19 protein-coding genes and 1 tRNA gene are annotated in these 24,716 nt (G+C 58.3%); 9 read left to right on the forward strand and 11 right to left on the reverse strand.

Translation table 11 applies throughout. The annotated features are described in order from the left end of the window. Positions 1–24: 24 nt before the first annotated feature. The 6 genes from P8Q88_RS01085 to P8Q88_RS01110 all read right to left on the reverse strand — a co-directional run bounded on the left by P8Q88_RS01085 (position 25) and on the right by P8Q88_RS01110 (position 7,829). Positions 25–1,293, reverse strand: a complete 1,269-nt coding sequence (locus P8Q88_RS01085; RefSeq protein ID WP_278321989.1) for a GIY-YIG nuclease family protein — start codon at positions 1,291–1,293, stop codon at positions 25–27. Then, positions 1,217–3,280 (reverse strand): DEAD/DEAH box helicase, encoded by a 2,064-nt coding sequence (locus P8Q88_RS01090; RefSeq protein WP_278321990.1) that lies wholly within the window; start codon positions 3,278–3,280, stop codon positions 1,217–1,219. The genes P8Q88_RS01085 and P8Q88_RS01090 overlap by 77 nt, the downstream gene beginning before the upstream one ends. Next, positions 3,277–3,603 carry a type II toxin-antitoxin system YafQ family toxin gene (locus P8Q88_RS01095; RefSeq protein WP_278321991.1) on the reverse strand — a complete coding sequence of 109 codons (327 nt, stop codon included), beginning with the start codon at positions 3,601–3,603 and terminating at the stop codon, positions 3,277–3,279. Before P8Q88_RS01095 ends, P8Q88_RS01090 begins: the two co-directional genes overlap by 4 nt. After that, a complete protein-coding gene (locus P8Q88_RS01100) occupies positions 3,600–3,893 on the reverse strand; it encodes a type II toxin-antitoxin system RelB/DinJ family antitoxin (protein ID WP_278321992.1) in 294 nt (97 codons plus the stop codon). Before P8Q88_RS01100 ends, P8Q88_RS01095 begins: the two co-directional genes overlap by 4 nt. 77 nt (positions 3,894–3,970) lie before the next feature. Beyond that, positions 3,971–4,771, reverse strand: a complete 801-nt coding sequence (locus P8Q88_RS01105) for a hypothetical protein (RefSeq protein ID WP_278321993.1) — start codon at positions 4,769–4,771, stop codon at positions 3,971–3,973. Positions 4,772–5,066: 295 nt separating this feature from the next. Further along, complete coding sequence (locus tag P8Q88_RS01110) at positions 5,067–7,829, reverse strand: class I SAM-dependent DNA methyltransferase (protein ID WP_278321994.1); 2,763 nt, start codon at positions 7,827–7,829, stop codon at positions 5,067–5,069. A 353-nt stretch (positions 7,830–8,182) separates the two neighbouring features. Between P8Q88_RS01110 and P8Q88_RS01115 the strand changes: the two genes are divergently transcribed. From P8Q88_RS01115 to P8Q88_RS01135, 5 genes are all read left to right on the forward strand, one after another. Further along, positions 8,183–8,536: a single-stranded DNA-binding protein gene (locus P8Q88_RS01115; protein WP_278321995.1), complete on the forward strand. Its 354-nt coding sequence runs from the start codon at positions 8,183–8,185 to the stop codon at positions 8,534–8,536. A gap of 457 nt (positions 8,537–8,993) precedes the next feature. After that, positions 8,994–9,299 (forward strand): hypothetical protein, encoded by a 306-nt coding sequence (locus P8Q88_RS01120; RefSeq protein WP_278321996.1) that lies wholly within the window; start codon positions 8,994–8,996, stop codon positions 9,297–9,299. Between the two features lie 3 nt (positions 9,300–9,302). Then, a complete protein-coding gene (gene mobF, locus P8Q88_RS01125; RefSeq protein WP_278321997.1) occupies positions 9,303–12,242 on the forward strand; it encodes a MobF family relaxase in 2,940 nt (979 codons plus the stop codon). A 297-nt stretch (positions 12,243–12,539) separates the two neighbouring features. Next, the gene (chrA, locus tag P8Q88_RS01130; protein WP_222555097.1) at positions 12,540–13,937 is read left to right on the forward strand and encodes a chromate efflux transporter; all 1,398 of its coding nucleotides are present in this window, start codon (positions 12,540–12,542) and stop codon (positions 13,935–13,937) included. A 25-nt stretch (positions 13,938–13,962) separates the two neighbouring features. Next, positions 13,963–14,886 carry a DUF1259 domain-containing protein gene (locus P8Q88_RS01135; RefSeq protein WP_228135194.1) on the forward strand — a complete coding sequence of 308 codons (924 nt, stop codon included), beginning with the start codon at positions 13,963–13,965 and terminating at the stop codon, positions 14,884–14,886. A gap of 556 nt (positions 14,887–15,442) precedes the next feature. Here the strand turns inward: P8Q88_RS01135 and P8Q88_RS01140 are convergent. From P8Q88_RS01140 to P8Q88_RS01160, 5 genes are all read right to left on the reverse strand, one after another. Beyond that, complete coding sequence (locus P8Q88_RS01140) at positions 15,443–16,882, reverse strand: hypothetical protein (RefSeq protein ID WP_222555098.1); 1,440 nt, start codon at positions 16,880–16,882, stop codon at positions 15,443–15,445. Between the two features lie 333 nt (positions 16,883–17,215). Further along, positions 17,216–17,689: a TIR domain-containing protein gene (locus P8Q88_RS01145; protein ID WP_261388803.1), complete on the reverse strand. Its 474-nt coding sequence runs from the start codon at positions 17,687–17,689 to the stop codon at positions 17,216–17,218. Beyond that, positions 17,689–19,131: an SIR2 family protein gene (locus P8Q88_RS01150; RefSeq protein ID WP_222555099.1), complete on the reverse strand. Its 1,443-nt coding sequence runs from the start codon at positions 19,129–19,131 to the stop codon at positions 17,689–17,691. The genes P8Q88_RS01145 and P8Q88_RS01150 overlap by 1 nt, the downstream gene beginning before the upstream one ends. 389 nt (positions 19,132–19,520) lie before the next feature. Further along, positions 19,521–20,666, reverse strand: coding sequence for a tyrosine-type recombinase/integrase (locus P8Q88_RS01155; RefSeq protein WP_278321998.1), 1,146 nt, complete (start codon positions 20,664–20,666; stop codon positions 19,521–19,523). Positions 20,667–20,815: 149 nt separating this feature from the next. Then, positions 20,816–20,907, reverse strand: a tRNA-Ser gene (locus tag P8Q88_RS01160). 217 nt (positions 20,908–21,124) lie between these two features. Here P8Q88_RS01160 and P8Q88_RS01165 point away from each other — a divergent pair. The 4 genes from P8Q88_RS01165 (at position 21,125) to P8Q88_RS01180 (ending at position 24,687) form a co-directional block, all read left to right on the forward strand. Beyond that, on the forward strand, positions 21,125–21,919 hold the full coding sequence (locus P8Q88_RS01165; RefSeq protein ID WP_278321999.1) for a DUF1134 domain-containing protein: 795 nt from the start codon (positions 21,125–21,127) through the stop codon (positions 21,917–21,919). Positions 21,920–22,037: 118 nt separating this feature from the next. Then, positions 22,038–23,219 carry an amino acid aminotransferase gene (locus P8Q88_RS01170; protein WP_278322000.1) on the forward strand — a complete coding sequence of 394 codons (1,182 nt, stop codon included), beginning with the start codon at positions 22,038–22,040 and terminating at the stop codon, positions 23,217–23,219. A gap of 6 nt (positions 23,220–23,225) precedes the next feature. After that, positions 23,226–23,765, forward strand: coding sequence for a GNAT family N-acetyltransferase (locus tag P8Q88_RS01175; RefSeq protein WP_278322001.1), 540 nt, complete (start codon positions 23,226–23,228; stop codon positions 23,763–23,765). Positions 23,766–23,973: 208 nt separating this feature from the next. Beyond that, positions 23,974–24,687, forward strand: coding sequence for a hypothetical protein (locus P8Q88_RS01180; RefSeq protein ID WP_278322002.1), 714 nt, complete (start codon positions 23,974–23,976; stop codon positions 24,685–24,687). Positions 24,688–24,716 lie beyond the last annotated feature (29 nt).

Raw genomic sequence — 24,716 nt, forward strand, 5'->3', positions numbered from 1 at the left:
CGCCTGATTGCGTCCAACCGTTTGTTAGGCGTCATCTTGGGCAACGAACTCCGCCCTTGCGGGATCGTAAACGTGCTGCGTGACAGTACCGTCACTGATCCGCGACACTAATTCGTTGATGATCGAAAGCGGGACAAGGAACCACTCGCGCGGCTGTACAGTTTTGCCAAATCGATCGCCTGCTGAAAGATCAAGGCGGGCAGGCCCGAGCGCACGATGGATCAGCCGTTCGAGCTTGGTCCGGTTGATGTTGAAGAGCTTGTACTCGGCCACGACTTCGACGTCCGCGAGCATGAAAGTCGGATCGTTACGCGCGTTGGCAATCCGGCTGAGGACCGGCTGCCCTGTAACGCCGATCTTATGGATCAGCTCGCGATGCTCGTCGACATAGGGATGCGACGATTCGCTGCGGAGTACGTAGATCGTGCCGCTCTCCAGATCGTCGGGCTCAGCGGTGTCTCCAAAAAGCGGTCCTGCGCTTTGCTCGCTCACGCGCCTAGCGGACTCGTCCCGATAGAGCGACTTCTGGAATGAGCGTGAAAGGATCGTCGCCTCGGTTGCGTTGTCATAAATGACTCGGACACGGCGATCAGCCCGCTCATACTGAGTCGTAAAGGCGTCGGTCGAGGCGGCGATGTATGCGAGTTGCCCGCCGACGATGAAGAAATTCCCCGGCTGGATTTCGGCCAGTGTGACCTCGGAATTGCCGAGCGCCTTGGCCTGTCTGCTACCGGCCTTCAGATCGACCTGCACCGCCTCGAACAGCGGCTTGAACTCTTCGAAATCCTCGCACCTCTCGCGGTTGGCGATCTCTTCAGCCGCTCTCTTCTCGGCCCGAGAACTCACATGCCGCAGCTTTGTGATGTCATCTTCCGAGCCCGGTTGGATGCCAAGCTCTGCCAGAAGTGCAGTGTCGTCTAATTCGTCCGATGGTTTCCCTAACGGCTCGACTGCATCCAGAATGCCGTCCTGGTCCATGCTCGCCAGGAGCTCTTGCGCTTCGGGAAGAGCGCGAAGCCTCTCAAGGCGGACGGCATAGAGTCGCTCAAAAATGTCATGATCGTCCCCATGCCTGGGAAGGCGTCCATGCTCCTTGACGAAACGCTGTATGTCCTCGAATCCCGCTATGATGCGTTCCTGAAGCGGGGTCAGCTTTCGAACCGGCTCGGGTGCTGTTTCGACACCAAGCTCGGCCAGCAGTTCGAGGTCACTCAATTCAGCCATTGCTGGCTTCTTTGGTGGCGTGGCGTTGGAGGAAAGCGATGCCTTCGGCCATCTTGCGTTCCCACGCATCTTGAGAAGTCAGCGACGGCAGCCGTCCGCGCTCCCGCTTGAATTCCAATGCACGCTCAGCAAGTGCGCGCGCATCTTCGTAGGTCAGTTTGTCCTTCTTTGCGTTGATGACCGCCTGAACCTGCAACAGGGTCTTTGCATCCATGGACTTAGCCAAAACAGCAATCGTTGCCTCGAATGGATTGACCCGATCGATGAGGTCGATGTCGAGCTCCGTTACGCTGAGCGCGAACCTGCGCACACCTTCGATGAAGGCGGTATTTGCCTTGATCTCGCCATCACCATCGCTTGTCAGCACAGCCTTGGCTTGCTGGGTCAGACTCATCGCAGCAACCGCCTGTTGGCGGACCGCTTCCTGATCGTGTTCGCTCAATTCGGGGTACTTTTCCCGAATGATCTTGCCCATCTTGAGCTGGGTCAGCTCTTCTGGAACCACGTCGGGGTCGAATACGCCGCGTTCAACGACTGCCTTGTCCTGCACAAAGGTCGCAATGACCTCGTTGAGATCCTCGCGGCAGATACGCGTCGCCTCGACGCTCTTTGGCAGTTTGAGACCCTTGATCTCGAAATGCATCTGGCCGTGATCGTTCACGCCAAAATTGGTCTCACCTTCCTTGTATCCACCGGGTCCGTAGTCGAAGTCCGGCTTCGGCCCTGCGTCCTTTGGGGTGAAGTCGAAGCGGGGTGCGAGCACCTGCTCCATTAGCAAGCTGGCCGCAATCGCCTTGAGGTAATCGTTGATCGCGTCGACAACGAGCGGGCTGTCCGCAGCCGGTTCGGCGATCAGATTGGTAAAGCGAGCGCGGGTCTTGCCCGGCGCATCACGGGTTGCGCGCCCGATGATCTGAATGATTTCAGTCAGGCTGGATCGATAGCCGACCGTCAGCGCGTGCTCGCACCAGATCCAGTCGAAGCCTTCCTTCGCCATACCCAGCGCAATGATGATGTCGACGAAGTCGCGATCCGTTCGAGCATCGGGCGATTTCAGGGCTGCGGCGACGCGGTCGCGCTTGGCGGAATCGTCGTCGACGAGGTCGGCCACCTTAATCACGTTCCCGGCAGCCGTCTTGATCAGGTGGAACCCTGTCTCGGGATCGATGCCCTGCCAATCACCGAGGTGGTTCATGATGTCCTCGGCCTCGCGATGCTTGTCTTTCAGGCTCTCGCGCGAATTGACCGATGGGATGTGGACGATGGTCTTCACCGTCGGATCGAGCAGCGCCGAAATCTTCTCGGTGTAAGGCCCGGTGTAAAAGCTGTAGCCGATATCGAGCGTCTTCAGATACTCGTAGCCATTGAGCTGCTGGTAGTAGGTGTAGGTGACGGTCTCGAACTTGGCTTCGTCTTCCGGCGCAAGCACTGGGATCGCATCACCCCGGAAATAGCTGCCCGTCATCGCCACGACATGCGCCTTGTCGCGTCCGATCAACTGCGCAAGCTGCGCGCCGAGACGGTTGCCCGCATCGGCGGAGACGTGGTGGAATTCGTCGATAGCTACCAGGCGGTTGTCGAATGCTTCCGGGCCAAGCTCGTCGAATGCGAAGCGGAACGTCGCATGAGTGCAGACGAGCACCTTTTCGTCGCTCGCAAGGAATTCGCCGACCGCCTTGACCTTCGACTTCGCGACCTTGGGGTCATCGGCTCCCGGCGTGTTGCACAGGTTCCATTGCGGGGCGACGTTCCAGTCAGTGAAGAAACCGGACTTGCTCAGTGGTTCGCTGTTAAAGCTTGCGCCGATAGAGCGTTCGGGCACGCAGATGATGGCTTGGCGGACATTCTGGTTCGCCAGCTTGTCGAGCGCTATGAACATGAGCGCGCGCGACTTGCCCGAGGCAGGTGGCGATTTGATCAGCAGATATTGCTCGCCGCGCTTCTCATAGGCTTGTGCCTGCATCGGGCGCATGCCCAGCTCGTCCGACTTGGCCGACGCGCCGGTCTGGGCAGTCGTGAACGATACGGCGGGAATGATCTGATCCTTGGCGCTCATTTGAAAAGCTCACTGTGTGTTCCGGCGCGGGTGAAGAATATGCCGCCGCCCGGGCCCGGAATGTCTTCCACCCGGTAGATCAGCAGGAAATCGCCACCGACATGGCATTCCCGGTGCCCCTGCCATTCTCCCTTGAGTGCGTGGTCTTTCCACTCAGGGCCGAGCGGCGCGTCATTGGCGATGAGCAGCAGCATGACCTGCTTGAGCTTTTTCATATCGTATCGGCCCGAACGCGATAGCCGCTCGAAGTCTTTCAGGAAGGACTTCGCATAGCCAATCGTCCGGGGCAGCGCGGCGCGCTTGCTCGCAGCCGCTTTTTTCAAGACTTCGGTTTTCCGGCCTCGCGCAAGGCTTTGCTCTCTTTATCAAGCTCGGCGAACATTTCGTCAGCATTGTCGAAGCCCGGCGTGCCGCCATTCTTGAAGAACTCGTCGGCCTCTTCCATCGCCGCGCGGGTTTCCGCATTGGGAACCTTCAGCTCGAGCGGGAAGGCCTGATCGGTGGCGATGCGATGAAACAGCAGACGCACGGCATCGGCGGTCGACAGACCCATCGCCGCTAGCGCCTCGGTCGCGCGGTCTTTCAGATCATTGTCCATACGGACATGGATCATAGAGCTGTGAGCGTTCATAACACCTCCTGTATCTCAAATGAGATATATGCCCCTCAAGGCTTTGAAGTCAAGAAATCTCAGCGGGAAGCGAGTTTGTAGAACGGGGTCCGGCGACCGGCAGGGAGATCAAAGGATTTTCGTTCCCCTTTCGCCGATTTGAAGAAATGCGCTTTGTGCTGCTTCCTGCTGATATCGACCGAGATTGGCGAAAAGCGGGCAAACCATGCCCGCAAGTTCTCTCGCCTGGCTGGGGAAAGCAGCTTGGCGAGGTCGGCTGCATGAGAACAATCTCCATGCTTCTCTGCTTTTTCGAGGATCATCATCGCTGCGAGGTGAGCGGCTTCGTCCTTCTCGTTTCCCTTCAGGACTGCGATCAACTGCAAGAGACTTGGTAGCTTCCATTTCCCGCCGCCTCCTGCTGCCTTGTATTTCACCAGCAACTGGCGTTGCTTTTCGGTTAGCTCTCCGGGCAGGGAGGGTTCGATAGAAGATCGAAGCTTCCTCGCCTTTGCCGAACCAAGCGGTTCAGGCAGATCGATTCCGGCATCGATGAAAGCTTGCGGAACGGAAAGGGTATTGGGGACTGAAAAGGCAAAACGTCTTTCATCTGCGCAATAGATCAGACGTTGTGGCCCGTCCACGATGACAATCTTGCCGACGAAAGAGTCTGCACCGCCCTTGACCAGTACCACCAGATCCTCCGCTTCGCCTACTTCGATTGTGAGAAGAGTGCGCCGTCGATCTTCGCTTATCTCTGAAATCTTGACGACACCGGTAATGATGCCCTCTCGTTCCCCGAGCTCATCAATCAGTCCGGCATCGACAATCGAAGTTCGCTGATCCGGACCGCTTGAAGCTGATTGGCCAGCCATGTCCATGCAACCGTGCCGGTACCAAGGGGGTCCAAGCGGTGGATCGATCCAGACGCTGCCTCCGTTGTGGCGAATGAAGAACACTGCGTCGGAGCACTTTGGGCATTCCGTGCGGATGCAGCTACTTTCGTCACTCTTTCGCACGCGCTCGCCACCGGTGGCACCTTGACTACCTGAACATCCACCCTCGAAATGAAGGGGTATAGGTCGACCATCCATGAAGCGGAATTCAACCGGCTGACCGCATTTGGCGCAGACAGTCATTCCGAGGATGCTCCCGAGGAATGAGTCCGCGCTGCCATCAAGCAGCCTTCGCGCTGGTCATTTTGGTGTAGAGCTCGAACAGCTTTTCGAGGCGTTCGGTGTCGTTTTTAAAGCGACGGCCAATGTAGATGCGTTCCAGGACCTCGTCGTTGCGATCGTGCGCGTGGCGGAGGTTTTCGGGCATCTTTTCCGGATCGTACAGATCGGCGATGGTCTTGGGGAAATGCGCTTCGCGGGCGAGTAGGATGTCCTCGGCGCAGCGGGTAAGGTCGGATTTATGTTGTTGAGTTAGGCCGGAAGGTGGAAGCGGAAAGGTGTTCCAACCGAGAGTGTTAGAATAAGACAGCCGCATTTCGAGCCGACCGCAGATTGCCTCAATCCACGCCAGGTGCAATTTCGACGAAATGATAGCCAGGGCCCAGAGAGGTCCTTCAGGAATGTAGAAAGCCTTATTGGTTGGGATTACCGAATCTCCGACCAATCCCGCCGGAAAAAATTCCCTATTTTCGGATGAAACAATCGGCACGAAAATCTTTCGCTGATCATCACCTTTGCGCTCCCGAAATTGATGCGGGCGGGCGGCTAATTTATTGACGGCTTTATCGGTTGTTTCCAAGCGATCCTTCCGCACGCTGTCGATGCGCTCACACACCTCAGGAAAGCGTCGGGCATTCTCAACTTCAGAGTCATCAATCCAAAGGCAATACCTCAGCTTCCCATTGATAAATTCCGTTGAGCCGATGAACCGACGAACCATGGTTTCCGGCACCCCGTCTTTCAACAACGCAGACTTCTCATCAGCATCGAACATCAGACCAGCCGACTTCGAATAATAGACGCCGTACTCCATGGGAATTTTTGTCCATTTGGGCTTCTTGGACGCTGGCACCACAGAAATCGTATGGTCAGTTAGATACGGGTTGATGTTTGCAACCTCACGAACGCTCTCATCGGTAATTATCCGCCTGATCCCGCCTGGCTCCTTATCAACTCCGGTAACAATGACTGTCACGCCAGCTTTGTTGGCTGCGAGGTTCGACCACTTGAAGGACGTATGGGCGAACCTGATCCGGAACCCCCGATCCAAGAGGATCTTCCAAGTAATCGGAACCTGCTGCCCCTGGCAAAGGCTGTTCGTAGTCACGAAGGCAAAAGGTGCGTGGCATACCTCGTTGTACATCGCAGCCTTCATCAGCCAAGCGCCTACATAGTCTACATTTTTCCACTGCGTAGTCAGGCTAGAGAAAACGCGTTCCAAGTCTTCCTTTTCTTGGCGCTCCTGCTTTCGCGTGCCCTTGAACGGTGGATTTCCGCAAATATAGGTCTCGCCACCTTGATGCTCGAAGTCGATCTCAGATTGATCAAGCGGGGTGCCAAAGAGGTCGTCACTCTTCACTTTTACGGGCGAGCCACTGGTTCCCCAAAGGTCGACCCAATCAAGCTGAAGCGCATTTCCGCACGTAATCCAGTTCTCGCTATCGAGTGGCAGGAAGTCGGCGAGCGCTTCCTTCTGGCCCCGATAAAGCACGTCACACTGGAACTCGGCGATGATCAGCGCGAGACGCGCGATCTCTGCCGGAAAGTCGCGGAGTTCGATGCCGCGAAAGTTGGTGAGCGGGATGTCGCTGTCGCGCTCGCTCTCGCCGCGCCGCTTGTTTATCTCGGCCTCGATCTCGCGCATCTGCTTGTAGGCGATGACGAGGAAATTGCCCGATCCGCAGGCCGGATCGAACACCCTGATCTTCGCCATGCGGTTGCGCAGGTTTACCAGCTTACGGCCATTGTCGCCCGCTTCCTCCAGTTGCTGGCGCAGGTCGTCGAGGAACAGCGGATTGAGCACCTTCAGGATGTTCGGCACGCTTGTGTAATGCATGCCGAGCGCGCCGCGCTCCTCATCATCGGCGACCGCCTGGATCATGCTACCGAAGATATCGGGGTTGATCTGTTTCCAGTTCAACCCGCCGATATGCAGCAGGTAACTGCGCGCCATGCGGCTGAAGCGGGGAACCTCCACACTGCCTGAAAACAGCGCGCCGTTGACATAGGGGAAGGCATCGGCGTGGGGCGGGATGTTCGCCGCCTTGCGGTAGCGATCGTCCAGCTTCCCTTCGTGCCGCGTGGGCGTGTCCATCGCGCGGAAGATGTTGGAGATGATCTCGTGCGTGTTGGAGCTTTCCCTGTCGCTGAACCGCTCCACCGTGGAGGTGAACAGGCCCTCTCCGTTAAAGATGTCGGTATCCTCGGCGAAGAAGCAGAAGATCAGCCTAGCCATGAAGTGGTTCATGTCGGGTCGGCGCTCCGCCTTGGCCCAGTCCGGGTTCTCTTTCAGCAGCTCGACATAGAGCTTGTTGAGCTTGCTGGTGGCGCGGATGTCAAAGCTGTTCTCACGGATTTGCTTGACGGTCGTGATGCCCGCAAGCGGCAGGAACGCGCCGAAGTGGTTCGGGAAATCGGTGTAGGCGCAGGCGACGGACTCGCCGTTGACCAGATCCTCCGCCTGCAAGTCGACCCCGTCCGTGGCGAGGATGAACTTGGCCTTCGCGGCGCCCGTCTTGGGGCTTTCACGCAGGGCCTTGAGCGTCTCGTCGACCGTGCCCGGATCGCACGTGGCGATATGGATATTGTTGCGCTGGAGGACACCGCCGGGAAGGTCCGAGGCATTGGTTGTCCCGGCCCGCAATTGCTTCAGCGTGTTCGCCTTGCGCCCGAACGCTTCGAGAAACGCGAAGGGGAACTCCGCCCGGTCAAATGGCTCGGCGGCCAGTTCTGAAATTGCTTCTTCGATCTCAATAGCATTCATGGCGCGATACTTGGCCGACGGGCGGCTGATTCACAAGTCGGGACAGGGATTTGCCGGAGGGAAACAGGCATGGGATGCAGTGCCTCTTGTTCGGCTCCCAGAGTTCTTCCGTCCTTCAAGAACCATCCCCTTTTCATGACCTGATCACGCCCCTGACCGAACCCGGACAGGCGCTGCAACCCGCACCCATTCGGACCGTGTTGCCACGCTTCGCGCGGCTACCCGCACCACTCCGATGGGCGAGGTTTCCCTCGCATACGCTCGGTGCAGTCCTGCCCGTGACCGGCCTCTTCGGGGCTCAGTCAAAGGGATGGTCCCTTGGACGGATCGAATGTCTCGAAAGGACACGAACAATGAAGAACACCGTCACACTGGTCGGCTTTGTCGGAAACACTCCCGAAGTCCGCGAAACTTCCGGCAGCGCCACGATTACCAGTATATCGCTCGCTACCACGCGCAGCTTCAAGGACGGCGAAGGCAACCGCCAGACCGAGACCGAATGGCACCGGGTCACCTGTTTCAATGGCATTGGGAAGAGCGTCGCCGCGCATGTCGCGAAAGGTGCGATGATCATGGTGACGGGCCGCATCCACTATAGCCGTTGGACGGACGCCGAGGGGAAGACCCGCTACGGCTGCGAGATCATCGCGGAACAGGTCGATTTCCTTGCGAGGGCAAAGGAAGGAGGGGCAGCAAAGGCCGCCTAACCGCAACCGTAATCTAACGCTCTCGAAGGCCTCGCTCGCACGATCCAGCGGGGCCTTTTGCCGTGCTTTAGATTGGCCTCAGTTCCAATCGCTCCTTCGCCGCGCGGGCGCGGAGATCCTTCTGGAAGTAGCTGGAAAACCGCTTCAGAACGAACCGGTGAAATGACTGGTTACGCGGGGGAATATGGGAAATTGGAGGGCACACCGTACCCGGAGATCCGGTGTTTGGGAGGCGAGAATTTCTGCGGGTTTCACCATCGTTTGAGCATCTGTCGCCAAGTAATGTCATCTGATGTCCCTCCGCAATCCGCAACTCACATATGAGTTGCTTGGCTCTAAGCTATTAATTTAAAGTCGAAAAATAGCGTTTTCCTACAGGGTGGTCGCTGCCGTAGACTGATGTCAATCGAGAGGGGGCTTTGGGCCGAGGAGGGGCGGCCAAACGTCAGGTGACGCCGTGCGTTTTGCCCTTCAATGCTATGTCGACGAAGACCTTCATGCCCTTGTCAAAGACGCTGCTGATGCAGCGCATATGAGCGTCAGCCAATGGCTGAAACTCACCGTCATCGAGGCTCTGGAGCAGCCTCAGGACGATGCGTTCCGAGATCAGGTTCTGGCCGATCTGCTCTTCACCAAGATCGCCCTCGATGGCTGGCTCCGAACCCACAAGGACAAGGAACTGCGGGACCGCGTTGTGGTCGCTTACCAACGACGCATTCGCGAATATCGCGAGAGCAAAGCCGCGAAGCGCGAGGGGCGCTGAACGATGCTTTCTGTTGCTAATGTGCGCTCGGCTGGCGGTGCGGCTAACTACTTCGCCAACGACAACTACTATACCAAAGCAGACGCCGATCGATCCGGGGTCTGGGTAGGCAAAGGCGCCGAGCGGCTGGGTCTTTCGGGCACGGTCGAGGCCAAGGCGTTTGAGGCGATTTTGCGCGGCGAACTCCCCAATGGCGAACGTATCGGACACCAGGGTCAGTATCACCGTGCCGGGACCGATCTGACCTTTTCGCTGCCCAAAAGCTGGTCGCTTCTGGCGCTCGTCGGCAAGGATCAACGGATCATCGACGCGTACCGTTCGGCGGTCGTCGAAACCCTCCAATGGGCGGAGAAGAATGCGGCCCAGTATCGCACCGAGAAGGGTGGCAAAGAGCGACTTCATGCCAGCGACAACCTGACCGTCGCGCTGTTCCAACACGACACCAATCGCAATCAGGAACCGAACCTGCACTTCCACGCCGTCGTCGCCAACATGACGCAGGACAAGGACGGCAAGTGGAGAGCGCTGCGTAACGACAAGCTGTGGCAGCACAATACCTTGCTCAATGCCATGACAATGGCGCGCTTCCGAATCGAGGTAGAGAAGCTTGGCTACTGGATCGGCGCATTCGGAAAGCATGGCAATTTCGAAGCCAAGGGCATCGACCGTAACGCGGTGATGGCCTTCTCGACGCGGCGCCAGGAGGTCCTCGAGGCCCGGCGCGGCGGAGGGCTCGAGGCTGGTCTGGTGGCGACGCTGGCGACCCGGCAGGCCAAACAAAGCGATGTCGATCGCGGTGCCTTGATGGCCCAATGGGAAGGACAGGCTTGGGATAAGAGGCTCGACCTTGAAGGCATGGTGCGCGACGCGAAGCTGCGTTCACACGAGTTGATTGTTGCGGCAATGAAGCGGGCAAATGATCGCCCCACTTTGCTTGAACGGGGCAGGGCAATGATCGCCAGCGTTGCCGAGCGAATGGGCATCAAGGAGGGCGATCCGCTCATTCCCAAGCGGCTTCATTTGAAAGGCCGGGAAGAAATTGCGACCGCTCACGCGGTTGCATCGGCGGTGCGGCATTTGTCCGAACGAGAGGCGGCGTTCACGGCAACTGATCTTGCCAAGGCGTCGCTCGATTTCGGGCTGCCGACTACAATGAAGTCAGTCGAAAAACGCATTGGGCAACTCGCGCAGCAGGGCGCGCTGTTACGCGGGCGAGGCGCGCAGAAAGGGTGGCTGACGACATCTGATGCCTTGACGCTGGAGACCCGCATGCTGGCTGAAATCGAGAAGGGGAACGGCGCTGTTCCTCCGATCCTCGATGCCGAGAGCGCTGGGCCATATTTGCAGGCGTCCGCAGCTATCAACTACGGCATGAAATTGAATGCCGGTCAGGAAGCGGCGGGTCGGTTGATCCTCTCGTCGACCAATCGCGTGGTAGCCGTCCAGGGTGTGGCGGGGGCGGGTAAGTCGAGCGTTTTGCGGCCCCTCAATCAGCTATTGGAAGAGCACGGCAAGAGAGTCATCGGCTTGGGTGTTCAGAACACACTGGTGCGCATGCTGGAGAAGGATACCGGCATTCCGTCGATGACCTTGCATCGCTTTCTTGGACAGAATCGTAAGCTCCTTGATGGCTCGGCAGGCAAAGCCGAGATCGCCGCTGCGCGCGAAGATTATCGCGACACTGTTCTCGTTCTCGATGAAGCCTCAATGGTTTCTACCCGCGACCAGGACCGCCTGATCCGGCTTGCCAATCTGCTCAAAGTCGATCGCCTCGTGCTCATGGGCGACGAAAAGCAGTTAGGGGCTGTCGAAGCGGGCAAGCCCTTCGCTCTGGCGCAGCGCGTCGGGGCCGAAACGGCGCGCATGGATCACAATCTTCGTGCGCGCTCAGATACATTGAAGAGGGCGCAGCAGGCGGCCCAGTCGGGCAAAACCAGCGATGCACTCGAACATCTCAAGGATCATATCGTCGAGGTCCAGGAGGACAGCGCAATCGTCGCGGCGGAACGCTGGCTGTCCCTTCCGCCTGCCGAGCGCGAACGCACATCGATCTTCGCGGCAGGTCGTCGGTTGCGCTCCGAGATAAATGCCGCCGTTCAAACCGGGCTCGCCGCCAATGGCGAAATCGGACCAGCAAGCGCAAGGCTTGCGGTTCTGACCCGTGTGAATGCGACACGCGAGGAATTGCGCTACGCGCGCAACTATCAACCGGGCATGATGCTTGAAGTGGCAAGCCGCCAATCGCGCCATAGGCTTGGGCGCGGAAGCCATGAGATCGCCGCCGTCGATACCGAGAAGGGCGTTGTTACGCTTCGCGATGAGCGAGGGCATTTGCGCCGCTTCGTGCCAGCGAGGTTGTCGGCGAAGGGCAGCGACCAAACATTGCAGCTGTTCGAGAAGAAGGATCTCGATCTGTACACCGGAGACGCGATCAGATGGACTGCGAGCGATCACCAGCGCGGAATGATAAATGCAGACCGCGCAACCGTGACCGCGATCGATCAGGATGGGGTGACCGTCACCAGCTCCAGCGGCATGGAGCATAAGCTGAAGCCGAATGACCCGATGTTGAAGCGGATCGACCTCGCCTACGCGCTCAACGCTCACATGGCGCAGGGCCTCACGGCAGATAAGGGCATCGCCGTGCTCGGCAGTCGCGAGCGGCGACTGCTCTCGCAGCGCAATTTCCTCGTCACGATCACGCGCCTGCGAGACGAGCTCACGCTGATTGTCGACAACCGAGACAAAGTTGGGCGAGGGATTGCGACCAATCTGGGCGAGAAGACATCAGCCGCTGAAATCACCGAGCGACTTGGCATATCGGCGGCGAAGGGACTCAGGCTGGGTCAAATCCAAGCGACTAACTCTGATCGACAGGCTGAACCCGAGAAGGCTCCCGAGCTAGCCAAGGAGCGGGTCAAACCGTTCGATATTGGCCTTTGATGGTTTGACTGGAATTGGGCCGTTTGCAGTCGGTCTGCTTTCGGGTGTCGTTATGACGACAACCGACATTCGGCTAACGACCCTAATAACGGTCATACGCGCTGCTATGTAGCGAGGCCCGCAAGCGGACAGTCGATCCAAGCTGTCCTTTGGGAATTGCAAATCAGCTTGCACAAGGGCCAATGTTGACGCGGCGTGTCCGTCGATCTAGGTGGAGCGCTCGGGCAATCTCTCCGGCGCCCGATCAGGCAATGCGCCCAAGTCCGGCACGAATGGTCGTGCAAAAAGGGCGCATTGATGAATTCACCCAGCAACAGTTTGTCTTACGAGCAGGATCGCGTCTCCTTTGCTGAAGCGACGCGCGTATGGATGCGCATCGCTGCCCTCAGTTTCGGAGGACCGGCAGGACAGATCGCGGTGATGCACCGCATTCTGGTCGAAGAGAAGCGATGGATTGGCGAGAGCCGCTTCCTGCATGCTCTCAACTACTGCATGCTCCTTCCGGGACCAGAGGCGATGCAACTTGCCACCTATTTCGGATGGCTTCTCCACGGTGTGCGCGGCGGCTTGGTGGCGGGGTGCCTGTTCGTCCTTCCCGGCTTCCTAAGCATTCTGGCACTGTGCGTCCTCTATGCGAGCTTTCAGGAAGCAAGCCTCGTCCAAGCGATCTTTTTCGGTATCAAGGCGGCGGTGCTCGCAATCGTGATCGAGGCGCTTTTGCGTATCGGCAAGCGCGCGCTGAAGACCTGGCCCATGTATCTCATCGCCGCATCCGCCTTCGTGGCGATATTCGTATTCGATGCCCCCTTCCCGCTGATTATTGCGATGGCCGCCTTGGTCGGTTTTCTCGGCGGGCGTTTCGACCCCGGACGGTTCCTTGTCATTAAGGCGCACGAGACCCCCGATGACGAGAAGGACAGCTCCACAGACGCCGTATTGGAGGCGGGCGGTTCCGCTCGGATTCAGCCCACTTGGCACGGCGCTTTGCGCACGGCGCTGACGTGGGGAAGTATCTGGGCTGCACCGATAATTGTTCTCCTCCTGCTGGTCGGTCCGGATCACGTGTTCACCCAATTGGCGGTGTTCTTTTCCAAGCTCGCAGTCATGACCTTCGGCGGAGCTTACGCGGTGCTGGCCTATATGGCGCAAGAAGCCGTGCAGACGCATGGCTGGCTCGCTCCGGGAGAGATGCTCGATGGGCTCGGCATGGCGGAGACCACGCCCGGCCCGCTGATCCAGGTTGTCCAGTTCGTAGGGTTCTTGGGCGGCTACCGGGACGCGGGCATGATGGGGCCAGTTGCTTCGGGCGTTGTGGCTTCTGTCATCGTGACATGGGTGACGTTTGCGCCGTGCTTCCTCTGGATATTCCTCGGCGCGCCTTTCATCGAGAAACTGCGCGGGGTGAAGCTGCTGACTGCCGCGCTCTCGGCTGTGACGGCGGCGGTGGTCGGCGTCATTCTCAATCTTGCAATCTGGTTCGCCCTGCATGTCGTGTTCGCGCGGCTTGACGAGGTGCGAGGCTATGGTGCGAGCCTGCTCGTTCCCGACATATCCAGTATCGACATCGCTTCTGTCGTCATTGCGGCGGCATCTCTCGTCGCCATGCTGCGCTTCAAGGTCGGCATGTTGACCGTGCTGCTCGTCAGTGCAGCAGTCGGGGCAATATATTATCTCGGCATCGCGGCCGTTGGTTAAGTCACCGATAATAAGGAGATTTCACATGAGAAATATTCGCAATTTTTTACTCGCAACAAGCGTGAGTTTCACGATCTTGGCCGCTCCGGTTCACGCCCAGGATAATCTGGACAATCTTGCAGCTCTTATCTTCGAAGCCTCTCATGCCGAGGCGACGATCACCGACGATGGGGTGGCACGCATCGGATGGACCAGAGACGATGTCGAGGTGAGCGTCGACGGTATGCGCCTCGATCCTCCTGCGGGCCTTGGGTCTTGGGCGGCCTTCAAACCTGTCGAGGGCGGTGTCATGGTCATGGGCGATACGGTGGTTTTCGAGGACGAGATTACGGCTGCGATGGATGCTGCTCTCGAGGGCGGACTGACGGTCACCGCGTTGCACAATCACTTCATCTTCGATGATCCGCCTGTCTACTTCATGCATATCGGCGGTCACGGCGACACCGCCCGGATGGCGGCTGCCGTGAAATCCGTATGGGATGCGATCAAGGCGGTGAGACAAGCCAATCCTGTGCCGCAGCGCAGCTTCGGCGGAGCGACGCCCGATCCTGACGGCGTTATCGATCCTGCACCTCTGACCGCGCTTTTCGAAATGGAGCCGACTATCGACGATGGCGTCGTGAAATACACTTTTCCGAGGTCAGGCCGGATGCACGGTATCGAGATTGGGGGCTCGATGGGACTTACAACATGGGCTGCATTCTCAGGAAGCGATGAACTGGCTGCGGTAGACGGCGATTTCATAATGACCGAGGATGAGGTCCAGCCGGTCCTGCGCGCTCTGCGGGAACGCGGCATTAACGTGGTAGCCCTGCACAATCATATGGTCGGCGGTGAACCGATCTACTACTTCCTGCACTATTGGGGCGTGGGTCCGGCCAGAGAGCTTGCGGAAGCACTTTCTTCGGCTCGCGACGTACAGGGTCGCGTCGAGGCTGGGCCACACTAAGCTTGAAGCATTGTCGGCACGAGGAACTCTCGCGCCACCGAGCTTTCGCGCTCATCGGCAGGCGCCTTGTCACCGACATGACGACATAATGGATGTCCGGTTTTGCCACCGAGACGCTGAAACCGGACCGTCCGCTCACCACCCTATTGTGTTGAAAAACTCCGCATGCACCTTCGGCGGGAAATATTAAAACTCATAAGAGCTCATGCCTGCATCATTACCTCAAGACGCCTTCTCCCGTTGAATCATTATTACGGAAAATCGGCTGCGGATCGGGTCAGGCCGAGTTTTTCAAATACACCCCATCGCTGACGTCCGAGGATCATTTGAAACCACCCATGAGCGGACGTTGCGGTGGTCTAATGACGATGTCCGCTTTTCGGGACCGCGAGCGATCGGTCGAACGACCGAAATGAGGGCGCGTTGCTGCCCGGCAGCTTTCGCCAAGAGCAGCCTGACGGCTATGGGGCCGGGAGCTGACTGTTTTCTTCCCGACCATTTTCGGTGAAAGCTGCCGTACGATCCAGTCGGGAAATACCTCGATCGCCAATCCAGATCAGTTTTTGACCTGAGCGCCTACGCGATATGCGACAAACGCTTTGTCACCGTCATGCAAATAAAGCTTCAAGTTCATGATCCGCGTCGTTGGGTCCCTCTCCTCGATATGGTTGAAGCATCTTTTCAACAGCTTCCAGACGTCCGGGATTGAAAGCGTATTACCTGGAACGGGGATCGAGAATTCATGTCGGACGATGTTTCCAGCCTGGTAATGCTCAAAGCCACATCGGACCGAAACGATAGGTTCTTTCGTTTCGATCTCTCGACTCGGAGTGTGGGCCCAAACGTCAAAATCCAATGAAAAAAGCTCAAGTTCGGAACGGCTGCTCGACGCTTGCAATCGAACGGTATCCCCAAGCTGACCGGCCTTGTTGCACTCTTTCAAAGCGTTTCGGAGCGTCGAAAGGCAAAGCTTGCTGGACACGACCGTCGTCGGATAGCTCATATCCAATACGAGCGTTCGCTCCCTGTTGAGCCGATATGTATTTACCTTAATTTTGGTTTCATGACCTGTAGCGACCGAGATTTCGCGGAACGATTGCAGTGCAGCGGGTCCGTAAATGTCATCAAGCGACTCCTTGATGACGATGTCGCCGACTACAGCACCCAAGAATCTCGCCGCATTTTCGTACTCATCTTGCTTGTTTGGGTCCCACCGCTGCGGACTTTTGAGCGAATGATGACGAAGTTTCCCGCGTAGCAGTACCAAGGCTCGTATCTTATCTCGAGTGGAATCGTCTGGTTTGAAGAGATTGAAAGGAGACCGTCCAGTCGGCTTCTGCTTGGCGAACACCTTGGCATTGTTCTCGACCGATTTGCAGAGCTCAACTTGTTTCGACAGGAGGTCCGTCTGCTTCTCGTTGCCGGTCTTTCCATCACAGAATCGCGTCTCGAGAAACAGGTACATGTTATTGTACGCGTCGATGTATCGGCCAGCACCGTATGCTAGTCGCCCTTCGCGAAAATGCGAGGTCGATTCAATTCGATCATCGGAGATCTGGCCTACACAAAAGGCCCTTCCGATCTGCTCAAAGTCGCAATCTCGATTGAGAACATTGCTCGGATCTGTGCGAAACGATTTGAGATGGATGCTGGCTTCCTCAGCCACGTCTTCCGCGTGAAAGCGCAGCTCGTAGTTGTCGTAGTCCAAGTCTACAATCTGCTGGCCGCTTATAACGGCCTGCCAGTTCAATATGCTCTTCCGAGCTAGAGAAGCGTGCTTGCCCCCCTTAACCGTGATATGCGGGATCTCGGCCTCAGAGCCGGCTTCCTGCACATAAGGAGCCTCTCCGATGTCCACACCAGAGAAGGCTACGCAAACGCGCCTCAGTACATTACCTTCACGTTCTAAAAAAAAGGTTCTGTCGCCCAACCTGATGGGCCAGCCTTCCATCACCTCAACATGGTTTTTTACATCGAACGCTACAGTGACAATCATGCCCTACCCTTGCTCGGCAAGGCAGCTTTCGGCAAGCCTGCGATAACCGGCCAACAACAATGATGTTCGCCTTTAGACTTTTGCAGCCAAAGCTTAGATCTCTGATATATCGGCGCAATGCTAGCCGTCAGAGTTTATCGCAAACACTCCCATGGCGACTGTCCCTAGGCGGATGGGGAAAGCTCCAACTAGACCCGTAAAGAGCGAAAGTGGGTTCAACCGACTTCTCGCCGAGCGACTCCAATGTCCTTCTACTCCGTGGCGCGGGGGGCATGCATAAGCGGCACAGATCCCTGCTTCACTGGCGGGCCGATCATTGGCGTCGAATGCCGTCTACCTACCAGCATCTCGGGCAGCTCGCTCAATCCACGCGCCTATGTTGTTGTAGCCATCGTCTCGTACCCAGTCATAGGTACGGTACAAGTCAGTGAACGGCCTTTGGCCCGCTCTCCAGTGCTCGAGAGGGTTGCGACCGGGTAGATCAACACCACTGAGTGGATCCTTCACATTGTGGATATCGATGGCCAAAATTCCCATCTTGCGCTCGTAGCTTCGCTTGATCTCGTATTTGACCCATTCGCGGCTGTAGGTCTCACGCCCAAAGAGGACCGCGGTCACGGAACAACCCGCAAGCTGGTCGTCTATCCATTTCTGTATCCCGCCTGCCCGGCGCTTAGCATCTTCAAATTCTGCAGCATCGTAGAACGGCTGTGCTGCACCCCTTTCACGCACAACCCATGAATTGCGGACCTGCTGAATACGACGCACGTCGCGTTCATAATGGAAGCTAAAGAACACTTTGCGCATTATTCGGAGGTGCCTTCCTGAAGCTTACGGATCACCGCGATGATTGGTTGGATCAATGTGGACAAATCGTCGGTATGCTCGGCCAATTCCTGGATAAGCGTTGGACCATTCGCTCCGAGTTCCGGGATGAGCTGACTCGCATCCGCGAGGGCTAGATCTGCAAGCTCTTTCGCCATCCCTCCAGTTGCCCCGATTGGTACGACAGCGAGACCCTGTGCTCGCGCGATTTCGAACTCCTCTTTCATTCCTTCAGCCGAAATCACCCCTTCATTACCTTCTTTCGTTCCGAACAAGAAGACGGCGACTCCGGCGTGGGATGTGATTTCCTCCCTGTATTCCTTCCAGACAGCGGCTCGATTTTCTAGATCGCCGCTTTGCGGGAACGGTCGCAACACCAAGTTTTCCTCGATACTGCTGTCGGACCGCATGACTTCCCTCAATGCTCCTGAAAGCAGAGCATCGCCGAAGCCAAGGCCGATACCAGTCGCGAGGCGAGTGCCGTTTGAGATCAGTTGGCGGCCAAGCGTCTCGGCGAATTGCGTGACTGCCTCTTTCCCCCACGGCTCAAAGTTAGCGGCGCTTGCGGAAACAAACACAGTGCGGCGGCGATAACGGGCAACAAGCTCTTCTAGAAACTCCGTAATTTCATCGTACTCGTCAACCGACAGCACTTTTACGTTGAAGCGCTTTAGATCCTCGATCACTAGTTCCTGACGGAGGCTGTGGTGCCTAAAATCCTCTTCGGTCTCCTCAGCTAGCTTCGTCCGCTTTTTGAAGACCGCGTAGTGCCGCCTTTGATTGCTTTTGAAGGTCAACCTAACCTGAGTAAGAACATGATTTAAGTTTGGATCTGTGAAACTGAACCCCAAAAAAAGAAACGTCTTCGAAACTAGGTCGCCGGCAAGCGCACTTGTGAAGGCACCTCTATCAGTCTGATAACGTTCGTAGTCATCGCGGGTCGCCACGGCTTCGTCGGGCCGGTCGACATCCCCGTGCATCTTGTACAACGTTGCTTGTCTGCCCGGACGGCTGGTCGCCAGCTGCGGCACCGCGCTTTTTACATCAACAACTTTCCCCGCGCTTCGGAGGGCGTTTTCGATGAGCTTATCGTAATTGGTTGTCCACCAAGTACGAATTGGTAGCTGCGCGAGAAGCTCATGGTTTTTTGTCGGTGGATTGGTGGGGGCAATTGCCTCGATGACAGCCTTATGAAGCCTGTCCCGATTGGTGCCGTTTGCATTGACGTGAAACTGGGCCACCCCCACCAGATCGGTTTCAAGGTCGATCTTAAGGTCAAGTTCTTCAGCAAGAGGACGTATCAACTCACGCCAGTCAACGTAACCGGAAGGGATCGAAAGTCCTGCTCCTGCAAATACTGCGGCATCGCCAACCACGACCTCTCCAAGATAGTCGGTTAGAAACTGTCGAATGGCTGGCTTCATTTGTTAACAGGGGCCCCGTACCTGGCAGCTGTTGGCGATCTCATCACTCAGCAAGAGAGAATGCAAGGTCTGACCGACCTTTTTCCGATCTCATAAGCCCGCCTTTGCATGACCGCGTATCTGCCGCTGTCTCAAACATATGGGAGTGGCAGCATTCAGCGCACGCTGAACACAATTCGCGTGGTAGAATTCTAGGGCGCGGAACGGACGCTCCAGCTCATTGCTTTGAATTTCCGATATCCCTGTCAGCCCTCCTGAAAGGAGCCTTTCCAGAGGGTCCGACATTGACGCCGCCTGGCAATGAATTTTGACGTCCGCTTTTGGGAACATGTCCCGAGGGGGAGAATGTCCGAGATTGGGGCGCATAGCTGCCATCCGTATTCGCACCTTCAGCCGGCCACGAAATTCGCCCAGTCCGCCATCATTGGCTTGCGCTTGTCGAGATAGTCCGTGCGTCGATAGGCCGCTTCGACTTTGTTTGTGATCGTATGGGCCAGTGCTGCCTCTGCGACCTCGCCTGGATAGTTCGTCTTTTCCGCAACCCAATCGCGAAACGATGAGCGAAAGCCGTGGACGGTATAATCGTGGCCTTTGTCGCGCAGAATTTTCAGCAAGGTCATATCGGAAAGGTGCCGACGCGGGTTCTGGCCCGGAAAGATTAGATCGCTGACAGGGGAGCGAAATGCTTTCGCTCGCTTAAGAACGTCCAAGGCCGCTTCCGAAAGCGGGACAACGTGGGCAGTCCCTGCTTTCATGCGTTCGGCGGGGATCGTCCAGAGCTTCTTCTTGAGGTCGATTTCGTTCCAACAGGCACCGCGGACTTCGCCGGAGCGAGAGGCGTTCAAGATCACAAACTCCAAGGCAAGACGACCGACCGAGGAGCGCCCGCGCAGCCATGTGAAGAACGCGGGGAGTTCCTGATAAGGCATTGCTGACAGGTGGCCTTGCTTCTTGGGCTGGCGCGGCAAGCCACGGAGTACCGACCGCATCGGGGCTTCAGTCTCGCGAAAACCCTTGGCGCAGGCCCAATCCAGTACCGATCCGATTCGTTGCCGTACCCGCCGCGCGGTTTCTGGCTTCGTCAGCCAGATCGGAGAAAGCGCATCGCGGATTGCAGGGCCCTCAATGTCCGAAACGAGTTTGTCGCCCAAAGTCGGGAAGGCATAGGTTTCAAGCGTCTTGATCCATTGGGCTTGGTGCTTGCCGTTCTTCCACGCGGCCTTGTGTTCTTCATGCACGAGCTTGGCAGCGTCGCTGAAAGTGGGGATGACCAACGCTTCCTTTTCCCGCTCTGCGAGAACGTCGACGCCCGCTTTCACCTCCTTGCGGAGAGCCCGCGCGGCCTCGCGAGCATCGGCCAGCGGCAGCTCGGAAAGTGGACCTAAACCGAAGTCTCGGCGCTTTCCATCGGCCTGAATGCGGACAATCCAGCTACCTTTACCCTTTGCGGCGAGTTTGAGGATCAAACCCTCTCCATCTGAATAGCGACCTGGTTCTGTGAGATTCTTTACTCCCATCGCCGTCAGTTTGCCCATTGCTCGTTCCTCTCAGACCCACACCCAGACCCACACTCGACGCCGGATGCATAAGAACATATAGAGAACTACGCGGACGACGAAAAGCGAAAAAACGCCGCATTTCTGCGGGTTTGGGGACTATAAGGGATTGATTGGGAAAAGCGAGGTGGCGGAGACGGAGGGATTCGAACCCTCGATACCCGTTACCAGGTATGGCTCCTTAGCAGGGAGCTGGTTTCAGCCACTCACCCACGTCTCCGCATGTCGCCGCGGCGCTGGACCGTTTGGGCCCCCTTGGCGAGGGGCGCGCTATAGCCATGCGGGTTCCACCCTTCAAGGGAAGATTACAGAGCAGGGCGCTCTCGGCTCGTCCCGTTTTCGATTCGGTTCATCGCCGTTTCATTGCCCGCGTGCTTCAAGAGGATTCTGTTGGGTCATCGGCCATGCGTGTTCGGCGCGCTGGCAGGGAGGTTATCATGAATATCATCGGTCGGCATTTGCCCCGGATCAGCTTTGCCCTTGCGGCGCTTGGCCTGGCAGCTGCCCCGCTTTCCGCGCAGGTCGAGCGGGTCGATCCCGACACCGCGATCGACGGCGATCTGGTCGAACAGCCGGGCGATGCGCCGGTCTATGCCGAGGAACAGCAGGAGGATGCGGTAACCTATACCGCGGAGCCCGACGCAGCGGTTCCGCAGGATAGCTACCCGGCGCAGGAGACGTGGTCGGAACAGGGCGCGGAGGCGGCCGCCGATGCGGCGGTCGAGACCGCAGCCGTCGACGATGCCTCCACGACCTATCGCGAGGATGACCTCATCGGCGCCGCCGAGGGCGTGTTCGGCAAGGGCGCGCAAGGCGTCGCCAAGCTCATCCAGAGGCTGCTCGCCGAACAGGGCGAGCCCAATGCTTATATCGTCGGACGCGAGGCAGGCGGTGCCTTCGTCGTCGGCGCGCGCTATGGATCGGGCACGCTGTTCCACAAGGTCGAGGGCGAACGCCCGGTTTACTGGACGGGACCGTCGATCGGCTTCGATGCCGGAGCGAATGCCGGCAGCACCTTCGTCCTCGTCTATAACTTGTGGGATAGCGAGGAACTCTATGAGCGTTATCCTGCCGGCGAGGGCCAAGCCTACGTCGTGGGCGGCCTGACCGCCAGCTACATGCGCAAGGGCGACGTGGTTCTGATCCCTATCCGCATGGGCGCAGGTCTGCGGCTCGGCGTGAATGCAGGCTACATGAAGTTTTCGAAGAAGCAGCGCTGGCTGCCGTTCTGAGGCGCACGACAGGGGAAGAGGAGCCCTTCGGGTCGCAATAAGCAAAAAGCGAAGAGCTCCGGGGCCGCAATGGGGATTTCCTGTTGCGGCCCCACGCATATTTGGCGAAGAGGCGCGCATGCTTGAAAACCTCGAAGCCCAGGCTCCCGACGCGCTGCTCGCGCTGATCAAAATGCATGCGGAGGACCCGCGCCAGGACAAGATCGACCTCGGCGTCGGCGTCTATCGCACCAATGACGGGGCGACGCCGGTCTTTCGCGCGATCAAGCAGGCGGAGCGCAAGCTGATCGACGAGCAGGACAGCAAGTCCTATCTCGGGCCCGAGGGCGATACCGGCTTCGTCACGGCGCTGATGCCCTATATTTTCGGCGAGGACGCCACGATGGGCGGCCGCATTCAGGGCATGCAGACGCCCGGCGGAACGGGCGCTGTCCGGCTGGCTGTTGCATTGGCCAAGGCGGCGGGCGTCGATCGGATCCACATGGGAACACCCAGCTGGCCCAATCACGCGCAGATCTTGCAGGATGTGGGCATGGAGATCGCACCTTTCGATCACGCCCGGGCCGATGGCACTGCCGATCTCGATGCTGTGCTGGCGGCGATCACCGGAGCGGGTCCCCGCGACGCCGTACTGCTGCACGGCTGCTGCCACAACCCAACCGGGGTCGACTACGCGAGCGCAGAGTGGGAGCAGATCGCGCGCACTCTCGCCAGCTCCGAAGTCCTGCCGATCCTCGATGTCGCCTATCACGGTCTCGGCCAAGGGCTGGACGAGGATGTCGCCGGCTTGCGTACCGTGCTCGCTGCGGTTCCCGAGGCGCTGATTGCCTATAGCTGCGACAAGAACTTCGGCCTCTATCGGGACCGCGTGGGCGCATTCTACATGATGGCGAAGGAGCCTGCGCAGCTCGATGCGATCGTGTCCAATGCCAATTCCCTGGCCAGGGCCAACTGGTCGATGCCGCCAGATCATGGCGGCGCCGCGGTGCGCCATGTTCTGCGCGATCCCGACATGACGCGCGAATGGCTGGACGAGCTCACCGACATGCGCGAGCGGATGCGCCGTGTGCGCGAACGGCTGGCTGCCGCCGACAATGAAGTGCCCGGCCTCAACCTTGCTGCGCTTGCCGAGCAGAACGGGCTGTTCGCCATCCTGCCGCTGAGCAAGGACCAGATCGCGAAGCTGCGCGAGGACCACGGCATCTATATGGCTGGGTCGGGTCGCATCAACGTGGCAGGGCTGCACGCAGGCAATACCGACAAGTTCATCGCCGCGCTGGCCGACGTGACGCAAGGCTGATTCGCGATGGATCGCCAGCCGACTCTGGAGACCGAGCGGCTGGTTCTGCGCCCCCTGACCGATGAGGATCACGAGGCTCTCTACGAAATCGCCTCCGACCCGATGGTGTGGGAACAGCATCCAATCCACGATCGCTGGCGGCGCGAGGTGTTCGACGCTTTTTTTGATGAGGCGCTGGCGAGCGGCGGCGCGCTGGCGGTGGTCGAGACGGCGAAAGACCGGATCGTCGGCTCAACTCGCTACGACAAGTACGACCCCGAAGACGATGGCGTGGTCGAGATCGGCTGGACCTTCCTCGAGCGGCGCTGCTGGGGCAAGGGTATCAATCCCGAGATGAAGCGCGCCATGCTGGCCCATGCTTTCGAGCATGTCGCGCTGGTCGAATTCCGCGTCGGCGATACGAACTACCGCTCGCGCAATGCTCTGGAAGCCATCGGCGCGACGCGCACCGACCGTTATGAGCTGGAGCGGTACCAGGGCAAACGCGTGGTGCACCTGGTGTACGAAATCAGCCGCGAGCGGTTCGAGGCCGGGTTGCCGATCTAATGTCGGGCCGGTGAGACGCTGTCGCCGTGCCGGCGCCGCCTTGCCACCCCACGCAGGATATCAAATCGATCTGCAACGGCGGAGTGGACATCGGCCCAGTCGAGGATCGTTCGTTTTCGGATCGGCGTGACTGGGTCAACGCATAGTCGCGTGGATAATCGCTTCGATTGCTGTAAGGTAATCGCCTGATGCGGCGGCAGGAGGATGCATGTTCGGGCCCGACCCAATCGACCTGTTTGATCCGTCACCTTACGGGCCGCTCGCATACTATGGCCATCTGGTCATCGGCCTTGTCGCACTTACCGCCGCCTTGCTCGCTTTTCTGGCGAGGAAGGGAGGCAAGGTCCACCGACTGTCCGGCTATATCTATGTGACGGCAGTGGGCGTTGTATGTCTCACTTCCATTTCCATGCTGCGGAATGTTTTCATCCCACCGCTGTTCATGGCTGTGTTCACCGCGGCCTATTGCGTAGGTGGCGCCTGGCTGGCCCTGCGGCGGCGTTCTTCGGCGGTGGTTGCCGCCGAGGTTGGCCTCACGCTATTTGAAATCGCGGGCCTGATTATCTTTCTTCAGATTGCGCTCCGGGCGGCAGCGGAAGGCGTCATCCCGGCCTTCGCGCCTTTCGTTATCGCGGCGATTCCCGTCATCTTGCTGGCCGGAGACGTGAACTGGTTCTTGCGGCAGAAGGAGCGCGCGAGGCTCAGGATTTCAAGGCATTTCAGCCGCATGATCTGGGGTTATGTCGTGGTCTTGCGTGCTCCGCTCGTCGAATTGGCAGCTGCCGGCCTTCCAGTCCCGCCGCCGATAATCATTATCGGACCGATTGTGCTCGCCCTGGCGATGATCTGGTACTTTCGGCGCAAGTTAGCGCGCGGATTACCTCGAAGCGTTTCCGCGTCGGAACCGGCAACAGCCGCGTAGAGAGCAGGCGGATTATCCGCAGTTGGTTC

The sequence above is a fragment of the Qipengyuania marincola genome, assembly GCF_029688625.1.
Classification (GTDB): domain Bacteria; phylum Pseudomonadota; class Alphaproteobacteria; order Sphingomonadales; family Sphingomonadaceae; genus Qipengyuania.

What these genes read in the sequence shown, in the direction of transcription:
- P8Q88_RS01145 (WP_261388803.1), bottom strand. Translation starts at nt 17,689, where the DNA reads ATGCGCAAAGTGTTCTTTAGCTTCCATTATGAACGCGACGTGCGTCGT.
- P8Q88_RS01140 (WP_222555098.1), bottom strand. Translation starts at nt 16,882, where the DNA reads ATGATTGTCACTGTAGCGTTCGATGTAAAAAACCATGTTGAGGTGATG.
- P8Q88_RS01085 (WP_278321989.1), bottom strand. Translation starts at nt 1,293, where the DNA reads ATGCGTGGGAACGCAAGATGGCCGAAGGCATCGCTTTCCTCCAACGCC.
- P8Q88_RS01100 (WP_278321992.1), bottom strand. Translation starts at nt 3,893, where the DNA reads ATGATCCATGTCCGTATGGACAATGATCTGAAAGACCGCGCGACCGAG.
- P8Q88_RS01150 (WP_222555099.1), bottom strand. Translation starts at nt 19,131, where the DNA reads ATGAAGCCAGCCATTCGACAGTTTCTAACCGACTATCTTGGAGAGGTC.
- P8Q88_RS01165 (WP_278321999.1), top strand. Translation starts at nt 21,125, where the DNA reads ATGAATATCATCGGTCGGCATTTGCCCCGGATCAGCTTTGCCCTTGCG.
- P8Q88_RS01110 (WP_278321994.1), bottom strand. Translation starts at nt 7,829, where the DNA reads ATGAATGCTATTGAGATCGAAGAAGCAATTTCAGAACTGGCCGCCGAG.
- P8Q88_RS01180 (WP_278322002.1), top strand. Translation starts at nt 23,974, where the DNA reads ATGTTCGGGCCCGACCCAATCGACCTGTTTGATCCGTCACCTTACGGG.
- P8Q88_RS01105 (WP_278321993.1), bottom strand. Translation starts at nt 4,771, where the DNA reads ATGGACATGGCTGGCCAATCAGCTTCAAGCGGTCCGGATCAGCGAACT.
- P8Q88_RS01155 (WP_278321998.1), bottom strand. Translation starts at nt 20,666, where the DNA reads ATGGGCAAACTGACGGCGATGGGAGTAAAGAATCTCACAGAACCAGGT.
- P8Q88_RS01090 (WP_278321990.1), bottom strand. Translation starts at nt 3,280, where the DNA reads ATGAGCGCCAAGGATCAGATCATTCCCGCCGTATCGTTCACGACTGCC.
- P8Q88_RS01135 (WP_228135194.1), top strand. Translation starts at nt 13,963, where the DNA reads ATGAGAAATATTCGCAATTTTTTACTCGCAACAAGCGTGAGTTTCACG.
- P8Q88_RS01175 (WP_278322001.1), top strand. Translation starts at nt 23,226, where the DNA reads ATGGATCGCCAGCCGACTCTGGAGACCGAGCGGCTGGTTCTGCGCCCC.
- P8Q88_RS01115 (WP_278321995.1), top strand. Translation starts at nt 8,183, where the DNA reads ATGAAGAACACCGTCACACTGGTCGGCTTTGTCGGAAACACTCCCGAA.
- chrA (WP_222555097.1), top strand. Translation starts at nt 12,540, where the DNA reads ATGAATTCACCCAGCAACAGTTTGTCTTACGAGCAGGATCGCGTCTCC.
- mobF (WP_278321997.1), top strand. Translation starts at nt 9,303, where the DNA reads ATGCTTTCTGTTGCTAATGTGCGCTCGGCTGGCGGTGCGGCTAACTAC.
- P8Q88_RS01170 (WP_278322000.1), top strand. Translation starts at nt 22,038, where the DNA reads ATGCTTGAAAACCTCGAAGCCCAGGCTCCCGACGCGCTGCTCGCGCTG.